This is a genomic window from Rhodococcus sp. C3V (assembly GCF_029269915.1).
GTDB lineage: Bacteria > Actinomycetota > Actinomycetes > Mycobacteriales > Mycobacteriaceae > Rhodococcus_F > Rhodococcus_F qingshengii.
Genome location: NZ_JARJBE010000031.1, coordinates 1 through 15,724, shown reverse-complemented (window position 1 = coordinate 15,724; position 15,724 = coordinate 1). Strand labels below are relative to the sequence as shown.

Sequence of the window (15,724 nt, the reverse complement as noted above, 5' to 3'; positions counted from 1 at the left end):
CGAGGACCAGCCCGTCTACTTCAATCCCGCGTCAACAACGTCCGTACCCGCAACACCTAGCGGCCCACCATCGGATCGCCTGGGATGGCAAAGGCGTCGTTGTAGGGCTACCGGAGGTCACGCTCGGCCTGCTTCCTGGTGCCGGCGGTATCGTGCGGACCGTACGGATGCTCGGTATCGAGGTTGCACTCACGAGACTGCTGCTGACCGGAAGCCGGCTGAAGGTTGGCGCAGCAGTCGAGCTTGGATTGATCGACGAGGTCGTCGACAGCCGCGAAGATTTGATTTCCGCTGCCAAGACCTGGATCGCAGCGAATCAGGAGGCGCACGTTCAGCCTTGGGACCGCAAAGGCTTTCGGATTCCCGGTGGCGATGCGTCGACTCTGTCGTTCGCAACGAACCTGCCAGCGATTCCCGCGAATCTGCGCAAGCAGCTAAAGGGCGCGCCGTTGCCCGCACCGAGAGCAATCCTCGCAGCGGCCATCGAAGGTGCCGGGCTCGACATCGACACGGCGTCACTGATCGAGACGAGGTACTTCGTGCACCTCGTCACCGGTCAGGTCGCGAAGAACATGATCAAAGCATTCTTCTTCGATATACAGACCATCGGACGCGGCGCCAGTCGCCCTGACGGATTCGGCAAGTTTCGCGCCGCCAGGGTCGGCGTCGTCGGCGCAGGCATGATGGGAGCGGCAATCGCGTACGTGTCGGCCCGCACAGGCATCGACGTCGTCCTCAAGGACCTGAGCATTGAAGCGGCGTTGAAGGGTAAGGGCTACGCGGAGAAGATCGAGGCCAAGGCGCTCTCTGCGGGCAAGACCACGCAGGAACATTCGGATGCCCTGCTTGCACGGATCACCCCGACGGACAGCGCCGAGGACTTTGCTGGCGTCGACTTCGTCGTAGAAGCCGTATTCGAGAGCGTTGATCTCAAACACAAGGTGTTCCGAGAAATCGAAGAAAACGTTTGCCCCGATGCAGTTTTGGGATCGAACACCTCGACCCTGCCCATCCGTGATTTAGCGAAGGGGGTGCAGCGTCGCGGCGACTTCATCGGAATTCATTTCTTCTCACCTGTGGACAAGATGCCGCTCGTGGAGATTATCGCGGGTGAAGAGACTTCCCCCTCCACGATCGCCAAGGTCTTCGACTTCACCGAACAGATCGGTAAGACACCGATCGTTGCCAACGACAGCCGAGGTTTCTTCACCAGTCGCGTCATCATGACGTTCGTCAACGAAGCCATCGCAGCAATTGGCGAAGGCGTCGACCCGGCGACGGTGGAACAGGCTGCGCTGCAGGCGGGCTACCCGGCCGGCCCATTGCAACTGTGCGACGAGCTCACCCTGGCCCTTGTACGCAAGCTGCGTGAGGAAACGCGCGACGCTGTTCTTGACGAGGGCGGAACCTGGACACCTCACGGTAGCGAACGAGTTGTCGACCGCCTCGTTTTGGAACTTGATCGTAAGGGACGCTCGACGGGTGCCGGCTTCTACGACTACGCCGGAGGTAAGCGTGTAGGACTGTGGCCGAAGCTGTCCGCGGAACTCAGTGCCGGCCCGACGGAGATCCCGTTCGCCGATATTCAGGAGCGCATGTTGTTCGCCGAAGCGCTCGAAACTGTCAAGTGCTTTGACGAAGGTGTCTTGAACACAGTCGCGGATGCAAATATCGGGTCGCTACTTGGAATTGGATTCCCAACGTGGACAGGTGGAGTCGTGCAATACATCAACGGCTACGCGGGCGGACTTCAAGGGTTCGTCAGTCGCGCGCGTGAACTGGCGGCCCGATACGGGACGCATTTCGAGCCGTCGGAATCGTTGGTTGCCAAAGCTATGCGTGGCGAAATCTACGAGTAGCGGGAAGAGCATGCTGAAGACTGCCCTCACAGAGGTCTTCGGGGTCGAGCACCCCATCGTGCAGGGCGGGATGCAGTGGGTCGGGCGTGCCGAATTGGCGGCCGCAGTCTCCGAGGCCGGTGGCCTGGGTATGATTACAGCACTCACGCAGCCGACGCCCGCGGATCTCGTCACCGAGATAGAAAAGGCACGGGCGCTGACAAACAAACCGATCGGGGTCAACACGACGATTTTGCCGGCAATCACGCCTCCTCCGTACGACGAATATCGGCGAGCCATTATTGGCGCCGGCGTCACCGTTGTAGAGACTGCGGGTTCGAATCCCGAGCCACATATGTCACTGTTCAAGGAGCGCGGTGTGACAGTCCTGCACAAGCGCACCAGGCGTCAGACATGCAATCAAGGCTCAGACGGTCGGCGTTGACGGTGTCAGTATCGATGGATTCGAATGCGCAGGCCATCGAGGCGAGGATGACATTCCCGGGCTGTCTTGATCCCGACAGCGGCACGGGAGTTGATGATCCCGATGATTGCCTTGGGTGGGTTCGCCGACGGCCGTGGTCTCGCAGCAGCACCCGTGCCGGGCGCCGATGGCGTTAACATGGGAACGCGTTTCATGTGTACCCGCGAATCACCTATTCATGAGGACATCAAGCAGCGCATAGTCGACGCGCGTGAGCGGGATACAGTGTTGATCTTCCGTTCTTTGCGCAAAACATGGCTCGCGTCTCGCTCAATGAGGTGAGCAAACAGGTCGTCGATATTCTCGATAGTGGTGGAGAATTCGAGGATGTGCATGATCTCGTTGCGGGAGCACGAGGTAGAACTGTCTAAGAGATGGTTCAGGGGTTGATTCATGACATCCCGGAGGCCGCCGAGGAGTTTGTCGCACAGTGACCGAGGCGTGAGATGTTTTGAGTGTAGCGACCGCGAAGTTCCAGTAGAGCGAGCACTAATCGTGGGAATGGGCGTGCCGCTCACTCCGGCGTGGAGTGTGGTGGTCGGCGAATGAGTCTTGCAGTCGTGATGGCTTGTTCAATAGATACTGCGGCTCAGCATCTCTCGACGGTTCTGGCTCGCAGTTGGACCAGATGCTTCGTGAGGCTTGGACCTTCCAGCGGCATATGGTCAGTAGTCCTGCGATGGGCGCTCTGATCTCGCGCGGGTCGTTCTCCGTCTAGTACGAATGCGGGGAAGGGAAGCTTCCCCTGGTTCGGTTGAGGTTCAATCCGAGTGGGCTAGCTTCAATCCGATGGTCTGCAGGGTGTCGATGAATTCTTTCCGCGTAAACGGGAGGCTGCCACGAAGCCATCGGTCAAGTAACTCTGTCGTTCCGGCAACCATGACGATTGTGGTGGCTATAGCTTTGTGGTTGTTCGGATCGGCGTTGAGAATTTCGCGCATGAGCAGTGGCGTGAAGTCATCGACAATTTGCCGTCTGCGAGATTCCAGTGCGGGGTTTCCTGCAGCTGAAATGTAAAGGTAGGCAGCCCTCGGGTCTGCGGTGAGTATTTCGACCAGGGTCGAGGCCGTGAGTGCGACGCGGTCATCGGCTGACTTGTGTGGCTCAAACTGCTTCGCAAGTTTGTCACCTAGGGGCCTGAATATTTCGTCGAGGGCTGCCACCAGGATGGTGTCGCGGTCACGAAAGCTTTCGTAGAAGTAGCGCTTTGACAGATTCGCCCTGTTGCAGATCGTTTCCACGGTGATAGTTGCAACGCCTGACTCTGCGACCACATCAAGACACGCGTCGAGCAATTGCTGGCGTCGCTGTCGTCGGCGAGTCTCGGCGGCCACTCCTTTGTACGGACGTACGACATTTGTCATGAATGCATCTTGACACGAATCCGTTCTTACATGCATTCTGAAACTGAAACGCCGCCGTGTCAGTTTTGGGGCGACTTCCAGCGAATTACAGCGGAGGAACAAGCGATGTCAGATGCTGCATTTATGTCCCGTCGGTTGGTCACGGGTCGAGCGGTCGGACGGCGGATCGACGAACTCGATCCAGAGCTCGAGAACGAGGAAGCTATCCACCTCAGCCTCGAGGTGCGATACGGCGACGCCGTCTTCGCCCACGCGGCGTACACCGTCGCGTTCGCACGCCAAGTAGCCATTCCGTCGATCGCTCGGGTTGTGTACCGGAAGGGAACCGGAGACATGATCCACGATGTCCGCAAACGCAACGACGACACACTGCTCTTCTTCGGTGAGATGATGCGACATGGGCACTCCAGCGCGTATGGCAGATCGATCATCGACCGCATGGAACAGATTCACTCACGGTTCGGCATCACCGACGATGACAAGCTCTACACGCTCGGTTCTCTAGCTTTCGAGCCCGATCGGATCGTCGAGCATCTCGGGCTCGATATCTTCACTGACAACGAGCGAGTGTCGCGCTACTTCTTCTGGCGCAATGTGGGCGAGCGCATGGGACTGAAAATTCCTCCGACTCGAGATGCGTTTCTTGCCTGGATCTTCGAGTACGAGAACAAATACGGCTACACCGAAGGCGGCCGAGCCCTGGTAGATCAACTCTTCCTTGATTGGCAGGACCGCTGGTTCCCGGGCCCTACCCGCCATTTCGCAGACAACCTTCTCCTGGCGATGTTCGATGACAACCTGCGACGAATCCACCGGCTTGAGGCGCCGCCGACGCTGTTGAGCAAGGTCGTACCGCCGGTAGCCGGGGCCTATCTCGCGTTCCAGAGTGTACGGCCCCATCGGCCCCACCGTTCGTGGTCCGATCACTTCGGTGCCCGGCACCCCAAGCCGCTCGATGTACCTACCCTTGGTCACCGCCCTCGGGTTGTTCACCCCAAAACGACTGCCATCGAGGCCACGAAATGACAACACTGATAGATACTCTCGACCCTTCGACGGGCGAAATCATCGAATCTGTCCCTGTCATGACCGAGGAAGAGGTGCTGTCGGCGACTGCTCTCGCACGCGATGCCGGAATATGGTGGCGCGAGCAAGGTTTCGCCGGCCGGCGGGCATGTCTTCTTGCCTGGCGGCGTTACTTGGCCCGACATGCGTCTGAAATCATCGACCTGCTCCATCGAGAGAATGGCAAACCGCGCCCGGACGCGGCACTCGAACTACTGCTCTCCTTGGAACACATAACCTGGACGGCCAAGAACGCCGGAAAGATCCTGCGGCGAGAGACCCGTTCGCCTGGATTGTTGATGAGCAACTTCTCGGCGCATGTCGAGCACCTTCCCTTCGGCGTCGTAGGGGTACTCGGGCCGTGGAATTATCCGCTGTACACCCCGAACGGTTCTATCGCGACCGCGCTCGCCGCCGGAAACACCGTCGTGTTCAAACCAAGTGAGTACACACCAACAGTTGCGCGACTGTATGTTGACGCTTTTGCGCGAGCCAACCCTCAAGCGCCAGAGGGCATTCTGTCACTGATAACGGGCAACGGCGATACCGGGGCGCACCTGTGCCGCGCAGGCATCGACAAGATGGCATTCACCGGGTCGACGGCAACCGGACGCAAAGTGATGACAGCATGCGCTGAACAGTTGGTGCCAGTCGTTCTCGAACTCGGAGGCAAAGACGCTGCAATTGTCTTGGCGGACGCCGACCTTCGAGCAGCTGCGGACGCAATCGCTTTCGGCGCCATGGGAAACGGTGGCCAAACATGCGTCGGCATCGAACGTGTCTATGTCGAACGGAACGTACGAGAGCAGTTCCTTGCGGAATTGACAGCTGCTCTTGACGGTCTGCAGCCCGGATCGGAGCCGGACTCGGCGTACGGACCGATGACGATGCCGAGTCAGATCGAGATAGTCCGTCGCCACGTGACTCGCGCAATCGACGACGGCGCTCGTCCCGTGATAGGCGGAATGGACAGCATAGGAGACCGCTACATCACACCGATCGTGCTGCTCGATCCGCCGCATCATTCGGTCGCCATCCAGGAAGAGACGTTCGGTCCCACCGTCACGGTGACTACCGTCGACTCTCCGGAGGAAGCTGTGCGCCTTGCCAACGATGTTGGCTTCGGTCTTGCCGGATCGGTGTTCTCGCGGCGTCGTGGAACTGCTGTTGCGCGAATGCTCGACACCGGTCAAGTCTCGATCAACTCTGTATTGGGATTTGCAGCCATCGCGGCTCTTCCACTCGGCGGACGCGGAGACAGTGGTTTCGGGCGCATCCACGGACAGGAAGGACTGCGTGAATTCACTCGCACACGATCTATTGCCACTCAACGCTTTCCGATCCCCGGAATCAAGCTTCTCAGTTTCCGGAGACCTGGATGGATCAACCGACTGCTGCCACGGATCATCCACACGCTTCACGGACGTTAGGAAAATTGCATGACTCGAGATTTGGGTAGCGGAGCCTCCACCGTCTGCGCCGCATTCCAACACACCCGACAGATTGACCCGGAAGCTGTTGCGTTTCGGACACCAGGGAACACCGTCAGCGTCACATGGAGCGCATACGACAGTCGGGTCAGGAGTCTGGCATCCGGTCTACATGCCCTCGGCGTCGGCCGCGGAGACGTCGTTGCACTGATGATTCGTAATCGGCCGGAGTTCGCACTAATTGACAGTGCTGCAATGCATCTCGGAGCCATAACCCTTTCGGTGTACAACACATCGTCCCCCGAGCAACTCGCCTACATCCTGGAAGACTCCGGCGCACAGATCATGATCTGCGAGGAACACATGCTCGATGCAGTGACGGCAAGCGGTTCACCGCTCCAGAGCATCGTGTCCGTCGACGGCACCGCGATCGGTGCCGACCACACGTTGGAACAGGTGGCCTGTATGACGGCGCCCGATTTCGATTTCGAGAGTGCCTGGCGCAGCGTTGAGCCCGATGACGCGGTGACGCTGATCTATACCTCAGGAACCACCGGCAATCCGAAAGCCGTCCGGATTACGCATGCCAATGTCATTGCCGCAGCTCGTGGTTTGAACGAGGTGATCCCGATCCGGTTCGGTGACCGCATCACTTCGTTCATGCCGGCGGCCCACATCGCCGACCGCGTTTCGAGTCTCTATTGGATGGCGATCCTCGGCATGCAAGTCACCTACGTTGAAGATCCGAAGGCGATTCTTCCAGCCCTCCTCGATACTCGGCCGACCATATGGTTCGCAGTCCCCCGGGTTTGGGAGAAGTTCCGAGGCGCACTCGAAGCCAAAATCGAAGCCGACACAGATCGGGAACGACAGACACTTACGCACCACGCAATCGAGGTGGGAGTACGTCATGCTCGGACGACACTGCGCGGAGGTGAAATGTCGGCCGCCGAATTGGCTGACTGGGCGGTTTTGGACAGGGAAATTCTTTCCAGTCTGAGATCTGCGATCGGTCTCGATCATGCGCGCGTCTCGATCTGCGGATCTGCCCCTATCTCTCCCGAAACCTTGGAGTTTTTTCTCGCGATCGGGATCAAGGTTGTCGAAGTCTGGGGCATGACTGAAACAACTGGCATCGGCACGATGAATCCACCCGACGCCATCCGCTTGGGAACAGTTGGAATTGCCCTCCCCGGCAACGAGGTAAAGCTTGCGGACGACGGTGAACTGCTGGTCCGTGGCCCCGTCTGCTTCGGCGGTTACCGCAACGCGCCGGAGTTGACGAAGGAAGCGGTTGCCCCCTCTGGGTGGGTTCGGACCGGCGATATCGCGACCATCGACAACGACGGCTACGTTCGAATTGTCGACCGGAAAAAGGAGATCATCATCAACGCAGCCGGAAAGAACATGTCGCCGGCCAACATCGAAAACGCGATCAAAGCCGCGTGCCCGCTGATCGGCTCAGTTGCGGTCATCGGCGACGGCAAACCGTACAACGTCGCGCTCCTTGCGCTCGACTCCGATGCAATTACCGCGCTAGCCAATCGGCTGGGGTTGAGCGATCATTCCCTCGCGGCACTTGTCGAGAACGAACAAATACGAGCGGTGATCGATGCTGGCGTCGAGGCTGGCAACACGACACTTTCACGTGTCGAACAGGTCAAAAAATATCGCGTGCTGGACAACTTTTGGGACGCGGGGGGAGATGAACTGACGCCTACGATGAAATTGCGTCGCAAACCGATCTCCGAGAAGTACGCAACTCATATCGACGCTCTGTACGAATCGGAATCGACTTAGCCACAACGATCTATATCCGGTTGGCTGCCACTCGGTTGAAGAGTCCGGCCGCCTGACACCAGATGCACCGCTTGATTCGTAGTTCCTCAGCGGGTCATGCGGTGCGCTTCCAGTCGTCAGCGGTCTTGGAAGTCGTCACCGATGTCGTCGGTGCTCCTTTTCTCGGGGCGTGAGGTCGGACATTGCTGCGCCTCAGGCGGGCTTCGCCTGAGCTACGGGAAGACGCGTTCTCCAGGCGCGGGTGTTCCGCCACGATTACCTGGAAGTTTCGACGTACACGACTATCAACGGGTCATCAACAGATTGGCGCTGCGACCTGCGATTCGCAGTATCGGCCCTAGCTAGGATGCATTGATCTGTGTTAGGTGTCGAGCATGACAAGTTCCTTGGACGATACCGCCCGCGGCGACTTCATCGCAGATGCCGGGGGCGGCGGGCGCCGAATCCTCGTCGTCGATGACGATGACGGCATTCGCACTGTCGTGCGCTGGCAACTGAAGGATTCGGGATTCGACGTGGTGGAGGCCGAGGACGGCACCACAGCTTTACACATCATGTCGCGTGAAGTTCCCTTGTTGGTTGTGCTCGACCTGTCGTTACAGGCACTGGGAGGTCTCGATGTTCTCCGAGCAGTCCGAACAGGAAAGGCCAATGTTCCCCGTGATGTGCCGGTCATCATCCTCTCGGGACGCAGCGGCGAGACTGACCGCATCGTCGGCCTCGATCTGGGTGCCGACGACTATTTGGTGAAACCCTTCTCTCCAATGGAATTGGTGGCACGTGTACGGTCGCTGCTTCGCCGGACGGCCAATTCCACCAGCCTCGATGTTCTCTCGATCGGAGCACTTCAGATCGAGGCATCAAGCCGCCAAGTCGCCGTGTCGGGGGCTAGGATCGAGCTGACAGCGAAAGAGTTCGATCTGCTGGTATTCCTGGTAACTCACCCTCGCCAGGTGTTCACACGTCATCAGCTTCTGAGTGCGGTCTGGCGTTCTACGGATTGGTTAGGCGAAGCCACCGTCACCGAGCACGTGCATCGGTTGCGGAGCAAGTTAGGCAAAGACCTTGTGCCCCCCGCTGATTCGTACGGTCCGAGGTGTGGGTTACCAATTCGATGTCTCATCGGTCTCGAGCTGAGCACAGATGACTCAACCGCAGCCCCTCGATGACGAGGTATTGGAAATTGCCGACGCGTCCGTCCTCTTACAGAGACAGGTGGAGGTGCTCGAATTGGTCGCGTCCGCAGCTCCTCTGGAAAGAACTCTCAACGCGATCATCACCTCTTTGGAGGACTTCATATGCGATGCGCGTTGTTCCATTCTTCTCCTCGATTCGACTGGAGCGACGCTTCGCCACGGATCTGCCCCCAATTTGCCCACCGCATACCTCACGGCCATCGATGGACTCGAACCCGGACCCCGGGCCGGGTCCTGCGGCGCAGCGGCCTTTTTGGGTGAACCTGTAGTGGCTGTAGATGTTCGTATCGATGAACGGTGGGTCGATTATCGCCACCTGGCAACGGAATTCGGGCTCGTCTCATGTTGGTCGTCACCGATATCAGATCCACAAGGCGCGACCGTTGGTACGTTTGCGGTATATCACGCCGAACCACACACTCCGGATTCTCGCGAACGCCGTTTGGTAAGACGATTCACTTACCTCGCGTCGGTAGCGATCGAACACAGTAGGCTGCTCGGCGACTTGGTGGAAAGCGAAGAACTGTTTCGCAGATCTTTCGAAGACAATGCCGCCGGAGAGGCATTGCTTGCACTCGACAGGACCTTCGAGCGGACAAATCTGGCCTTCACGCGCCTGAGCGGGTATCCCAGCGACGAATTGGTCGGGTGTTCGTTCGAGAAAATACTGCATTTCGGCTTTGAAGCCGAAGCATTCATCGAGACTGAACGGGCGGCGTTTCGAACGAACTGCAGCACAAGGCAAATGGTTCTCCGGAGTAAGGACGGCAGCCTTCGCGATGTGGAGGCGACGATATCGGTCATTCGAAGCCTCGGAGGCACTCCGTCTCGGCTGACGCTCAATCTCGTAGACCTCACTGAACGATTCGCCGTCGAGTCAGCGGAGAGAGCGCGCCGTGAAGCCGATGTCGCACGGCAGATCGCCGAGGATCACAGCAACGCCAAGTCTGCGCTTCTGACGTCAGTCAGTCATGAAATCCGTACACCGCTGCAGGCAATCAAAGGGTTCACCGAACTGCTGTCGACCCTCGACCTCGACAAATCCCGGCGGCAGGAGGCACTCCAGAGGATCAATTTCGCGGCCGACCACTTACTAGAATTGGTAACCGGTGTACTCGATATCAGTCGGGCGGAGGCAGGGGTACTTCCGCTGCGCTTCGAACCTGTCGAACTCGCAGGAGCCGTCCGTGAAACCGTACAGCTTCTATCATCACTTATCGCAGAACGCGATGTGTCGATTCATATTTCGATCGGTCCTGATGTTCGAGTCTTCGCCGACCGTGGCCGGCTACGTCAAGTGCTCATAAATATCGTAGGAAACGCACTGAGATACGGTCCCCTTGCAGGCAACGTGTATGTCGCCGCAGAAACGAGAGCAAGAGATATCGTCCTCGAAGTGATCGACGACGGACCGGGCATACCGGCTGCCTTCTTGCCACGGATGTTCACGCCATTCGCCCGGGCTGACGGCATGAGCACCCCAATAGCCCCGGTTGATGGCTACGGTCTCGGTCTGATGCTCGCACATGGTCTGATAACCGCGATGAACGGTCGTATTGTTGACCGCAACTCCGACGACGGTGGTGCCGTCTTCACTGTGCATCTTCCACACGCGGTGCATCACACACGGTGAGGGCTTCGGGTCGAGAGGCAACGATGCGCGACGTTCGGCGGTCAGGGACACGAAGTCAGATTCGGCTAAGACGCTGAAGTTGTGAGGGCACATACTCTCTTGTCCTTGGAAGTGCTTGTCCCGGAGGTGCAAAAGGAGCGGTCCACTGCCCGAGTGGACCGCTCCCGCGCGCCCGGTAGCTGCACGACCCCGAAATCTGCGGGCTCCGTTCGTGTCTTACTGTGCGAGCAGCAATGCCGATCGAATCAGCTACAGCTCAGCTCGCGTTGACCTTGGGCATGATTTCCTCGGTCAAACGCTTGAGGTCATCTATGGTCTTCGAGGTCGGGACGTCCCTGAACGGTGGCCACAAGAGGGGCATTGTCATGCCTGCCTCTTTGTAAGCCTTGAGCCTGTCCTCGATCTGCTGAGCTGTTCCTACCAACAGATTGGTGGCTTTGCCCGCTGGGCTTTGATCTACCAGCTCGTCGGTGATTGCGAACCAGATCATGCTGCACATGTCGAAGCCGGCAGGGAATTCCCGGCCGATTTCGTCCAGTTCACGCTTCATCTCAGCCCTCCACCGCTTGATGTCTTCAGGGGAGTCCTGGATGCCGATCCAACCTTGTAGCCCGTACTTCGCGATCCGTTTGGCCGAACGCTTCGGGTCCTTGAGACCCGAGAAATAGATCGGCGGTCCGGGCTTCTGGACCGGCTTATGTCCGAAGCCGGAGAGCGGGAAGTCTGCGAACTCACCATGATACTCGAACAGCTCGTTGGACCAGATGCCCTGCATGATCTCGATCGTCTCTCGCACGTGACCATGCCAGCGCGGAAACAGGTGTGGGACGCTGGCGGCCGCGAACTCCTCGGGCATCCAGCCCGCCCCTACTCCGACGTTGAGCCTGCCATTCGACAGGTGTTCCTGGGTGGCGAGCTCTGCGGCGAGGACCCCGGGGGAGCGGTACGGGGTGTCGATGATACTCATCCCGATTCGCACCTTCTGAGTTTTGGCTGCGAGCCACGGAATGAGGGTCATACCTTGAAACCATTTGCCCCGAGAAATGACTGGAAGGCCGTTGGGTAAGTCAGCCATCATTCCGAACGGATATTGCAGCTCCGCGCGGTCCGAGGACTCAGGGACGACAATCCGGTCGAGCGTCCACACGGAGTCGAAGTCGAGGTCCTCTGCGAGTGCGGTGAGGTCTTCCAGCTCCTTCAGGGTCACATGATCGCGGAAATTTGGGAGATAGAGAGCTAGCTTCATCGGTTGGGTTCCTCACAATGTCGATGGCGATCCGTCCAGCCTTGAAAAGATGCGATTGTGCTGACGCACCGGACGGGGTGTCAGGTGTTGCAGCCCGGCTGGAATTGGCGAGAGCAGAATTCCAGCTGGATGTGTTAAGTGTTCGGGGCGGCATCTACACAGACACGGTGTCCGACCGTATTCAGGCCTGATCAATGCGTTCTCAATCAAACCTCAACGCTCTATCAACCTTCGTTTCATCTCGCACTCAGAACCGCAGCACCCGAATATGTTTAAAGGCATGGAACACAGCTCCCCCGATTTCGTTCATCGTATGTTTGACGAAATAGGGGAAGAACCCGACATTTTGTGGATCCCCAGCGTGGATAGGATTGAAAAGTCCGCTCTCCGTGAGTATTTGAATTGGCTTGAGTAACGTGAGGGACGATCGTTTGTTGACCACGACGCCCTCTGGGCGTGGTCGGTGGAGGATCTCGACCGGTTCTGGACATCTATCGTCGACTACTACGATGTCAAATTTTCGGCTCAGTGGACGCAGGTGCGCACTCCAGATCGGATGCCGCACACCCGGTGGTTCACCGGCGGACGGCTCAACTGGGCGCAACAGACTCTACGTCGGGGCGCCGACGATACGACGGCGTTGGTCTGCGTTCAGGAAGGCGGCTTGCCTGCCCGACAGATCACCTTCGCGGAGCTACGGCGCTCGGTGGGGGCGGTGGCCGGTTGGTTGAGGCGCGCGGGCGTGAGCTCAGGCGATTGTGTAGGCGCCTACCTGCCGAACACTGAACACGCTGTAATCGGTGTACTCGCTGCTGCCACCGTGGGCGCAGTGTGGGCATGCTGTTCCCCAGATTTCGGGCCCGATGGCACTATCGGCCGTCTGGCACAGCTCGAACCTACAGTGCTGATTTCCACAGACGGTTACCACTGGAATGGTAAGAAAATCGACCGCCGCGACGTCGTCGCACAGTTACGCGAGAGCCTCCCGACGCTGCGGCACCTCGTGCACGTCCCGTACGTGTTCGACCGACCCCGTCCCGAGGGCTCGATCCCATGGGAAGAGCTACTCGCCCAGGACGCACCACTAGAGTTCGAGCAAGTCGAGTTCTCCCATCCGCTCTGGGTGCTGTTCACCTCCGGCACCACCGGCCTGCCCAAAGGGCTGGTCCATGGACACGGCGGAATTGTCCTCGAAGGAACGAAGTGGTCCGGCTTGTATTGCGGTTTGCGACCAGGCGAGCGGATGTTCACCTACACCTCGACAGGATGGGCGTTGTGGAACATGCAACTCGGCGCACTCACTCAAGGTGCAAGCATCGTGCTGTACGAGGGGAACCCGGGATATCCCGCAGGAGCGGTTTGGGAGGTCGCGGCGCGCACCCGCGCAGACGTCCTGTTACTCGGGGCCGCGGTGGTGAGCGCGGCATCCAGCACCGAAATCTCGCCCCGTGACGAGCACGACCTGAGCAGGCTGCGGCACCTGATGGTCAGCGGTTCTGCCCTGCCCTCAGCCGGGTACCAATGGGTGCTAGAACACGTCGGTTCAGATTTGCGGATCGATTCGACCAGCGGCGGCACCGACATCTCGGGTTCGTTTGTCGGCGCCAACGAGTACGCCGCAGTCCGGGCGGGGCGCATCGGTGGACGGCTCGCTGGTGTCGACTGTGTGGCGTGGCGCGACGACGGCACCCCCGTCGTCGACACGGTGGGGGATCTCGTGATCACTCAGCCGATGCCCTCGATGCCAATCTTCCTGTGGAATGACCCTGATACGACGCTATACACCGACTCGTATTTCGCCACTTGCCCGGGCACATGGCGGCACGGAGACTGGGTGACAGTGCACTCCGACGGCACAGTGACGATCCATGGTCGCTCGGACTCAACGCTCAATCGACAGGGTGTCCGATTGGGCAGCAGTGACTTCTACGATGTGCTCGACACAATGCCGGAGATCTCCGAGACTCTGGTGATCGGGGTCGATCAGCCTGACGATGGATATTGGCTCGGCCTCTTCGTCGTCCCAGCGCCGGGATACATGCTCGACGACGAACTCGAAAGAAAGATCGCAGAAACGCTGCGGACCAGACTGACGCCCCGCCATGTCCCCGACGAGGTTGTGGAGGCACCTGCCGTGCCGCGAACCCTTAATGGGAAGCGGCTCGAGGTCCCGATCAAAAAGTTGTGACCGGGACTCCCCTGGAGGAGGCAGTCAATCTTGCCTCCGTCGATGACGCTGACATCTTGCGTTGGTACGCGAGTTTCGCATTGGAGCGGTTTGGGAATGGCCATGCCTGTCCATGAGGCCGGGAAACGCTTCGTACGAAGTGAGAGACACGCACGTTCGTGATAGTTGTTCCCATGTCTGGGACGGTAGAAGTTGGCACAGTGTGAAGGTCAAGTCGTGAAGCGGGTGGGAGCCCACGAGCGAATTCCTGACCTGAGATCGAAAGGCTATGGGGCAGAGCGTGTTGCAATCGGAGCGTAAGCGTCGGATTGGGCATGCTCTCCCCTTGGCCCTACTCTTTTTGACTCTTCTCACGGCTGGGTTGGTGTTGATCTACGTCGGGTTGAGTGCCGCCGGGGAGCCTCTCAGTGCGCCGGTGCCCGATGCTTCGTTCGAGATCGGCACTACTTCGGACCCGGGCGCGATCTGGGATCCAGCTCCTGTCGATTTACCTGCCGACATGCTTGCGATTCCAGATCTGAACGTACGAGCCGACATCGTTACGAGTGGATTGGGACTGCAGGGAGAGATGATTCTTCCGCGTCCGGACAAGGTTTCTCATTTTACGAACACAGTGCAGTTCGGCGGTGTCGAGGGGACGAATCTCGTCGCTGGGCATATGGATGACGGAGTTCGTACACATGGAGCGTTGTGGCCGCTTCACCAGATAAAACCGGGCACACCGATTTACGTGACGGATGATTCAGGATCAATGTTCGTTTATCACGCAGCGAGTTTGGCGCTGTATGAGAAGGCTGCGTTGCCGGCGGATGTTTTCTCTGATGTGGGTGCGCCGCGGTTGGTTCTCGTCTCCTGTGGTGGTGCAAGGGTGCCTGACCCCACGTTGCCGTCAGGCTTCACGTATGAACAGAACCTTGTGGTCACCGCAGTGCCAGGGTGAGCTATGGCGACAATCAAGACGACCTTCGCGCACACCGAACCCGATGCAGTTGCGCAGCAATGGGATCAAGTCGCCGACACGTTGTATGAGTCGTTTCCGAAAGTCGCCACGATGATGCGCAGCGACAAAGAGACGTACTCGCGTTCCGAGGGTTCCCGAAGGCGCATTGGCAGAAGATCTGGTCGAACAATCCGATAGAGCGACTGAACAAGGAAATCAAGCGCCGAGCGGACGTAGTCGAAATCTTCCCGAACCCGGTGGCATTCCTACGTTTGGTGACGGCGGTGGTCATCGAATCCCACGACGAATAGCAGGTCACCCGCCGCTACGTCTCCGACGCCAGCATGGACGAACTACGAGACGTCATTGACGCAAAGAAACGAGCCGCGACCCACAAAGCGACGACCAAACTTTCGACACCCGAACTCGAAACCGCATAACCTACAACATGACTCGTTGATTGCGAACCTGATGGTTCACCGATAGGGTCTATCTCGCCAACGGTGTTTCGGCCAGTTTCCATCAGTATGTTTCCGATCC

General features: G+C 58.7%; 10 protein-coding genes and 2 pseudogenes. 10 read left to right on the top strand and 2 right to left on the bottom strand.

The annotated features are described in order from the left end of the window. The coding region (locus P3G66_RS31350) for a 3-hydroxyacyl-CoA dehydrogenase NAD-binding domain-containing protein (RefSeq protein WP_276117836.1) at positions 1-1,859 on the top strand (1,859 nt) is incomplete at its 5' end. Positions 1,860-1,869: 10 nt separating this feature from the next. Further along, a pseudogene (locus P3G66_RS31345) lies at positions 1,870-2,767 on the top strand (nitronate monooxygenase). Positions 2,768-3,083: 316 nt separating this feature from the next. Here P3G66_RS31345 and P3G66_RS31340 read toward each other — a convergent pair. Further along, a complete protein-coding gene (locus P3G66_RS31340) occupies positions 3,084-3,686 on the bottom strand; it encodes a TetR family transcriptional regulator (protein ID WP_276117835.1) in 603 nt (200 codons plus the stop codon). Between the two features lie 105 nt (positions 3,687-3,791). Here P3G66_RS31340 and P3G66_RS31335 point away from each other — a divergent pair, with 105 nt between their 5' ends. From P3G66_RS31335 to P3G66_RS31315, 5 genes are all read left to right on the top strand, one after another. Beyond that, entirely contained in the window at positions 3,792-4,712 is a 921-nt protein-coding gene (locus tag P3G66_RS31335; RefSeq protein WP_276117834.1) for an oxygenase MpaB family protein, read from the top strand. Next, complete coding sequence (locus P3G66_RS31330) at positions 4,709-6,181, top strand: aldehyde dehydrogenase family protein (protein WP_276117833.1); 1,473 nt, start codon at positions 4,709-4,711, stop codon at positions 6,179-6,181. Before P3G66_RS31335 ends, P3G66_RS31330 begins: the two co-directional genes overlap by 4 nt. Positions 6,182-6,190: 9 nt before the next feature. After that, positions 6,191-7,981 carry an AMP-binding protein gene (locus tag P3G66_RS31325; protein ID WP_276117832.1) on the top strand — a complete coding sequence of 597 codons (1,791 nt, stop codon included), beginning with the start codon at positions 6,191-6,193 and terminating at the stop codon, positions 7,979-7,981. Positions 7,982-8,355: 374 nt separating this feature from the next. Next, positions 8,356-9,150, top strand: coding sequence for a response regulator (locus P3G66_RS31320; RefSeq protein ID WP_276117831.1), 795 nt, complete (start codon positions 8,356-8,358; stop codon positions 9,148-9,150). Next, positions 9,125-10,810: an ATP-binding protein gene (locus P3G66_RS31315; RefSeq protein WP_276117830.1), complete on the top strand. Its 1,686-nt coding sequence runs from the start codon at positions 9,125-9,127 to the stop codon at positions 10,808-10,810. The genes P3G66_RS31320 and P3G66_RS31315 overlap by 26 nt, the downstream gene beginning before the upstream one ends. A 256-nt stretch (positions 10,811-11,066) precedes the next feature. On the opposite strand, the gene P3G66_RS31310 is transcribed toward P3G66_RS31315, so the two are convergent. Further along, positions 11,067-12,056, bottom strand: coding sequence for an LLM class flavin-dependent oxidoreductase (locus tag P3G66_RS31310; RefSeq protein ID WP_276117829.1), 990 nt, complete (start codon positions 12,054-12,056; stop codon positions 11,067-11,069). Positions 12,057-12,519: 463 nt separating this feature from the next. On the opposite strand from P3G66_RS31310, the gene P3G66_RS31305 reads away from it, so the two are divergent. From P3G66_RS31305 to P3G66_RS31295, 3 genes and pseudogenes are all read left to right on the top strand, one after another. After that, entirely contained in the window at positions 12,520-14,244 is a 1,725-nt protein-coding gene (locus P3G66_RS31305) for an acetoacetate--CoA ligase (protein WP_276117828.1), read from the top strand. A gap of 364 nt (positions 14,245-14,608) precedes the next feature. Next, positions 14,609-15,184, top strand: a complete 576-nt coding sequence (locus P3G66_RS31300; RefSeq protein WP_276117827.1) for a class F sortase — start codon at positions 14,609-14,611, stop codon at positions 15,182-15,184. A 3-nt stretch (positions 15,185-15,187) separates the two neighbouring features. Then, positions 15,188-15,624, top strand: a pseudogene (locus P3G66_RS31295) (transposase); the annotation flags it as partial. Between the last annotated feature and the right edge of the window lie 100 nt (positions 15,625-15,724).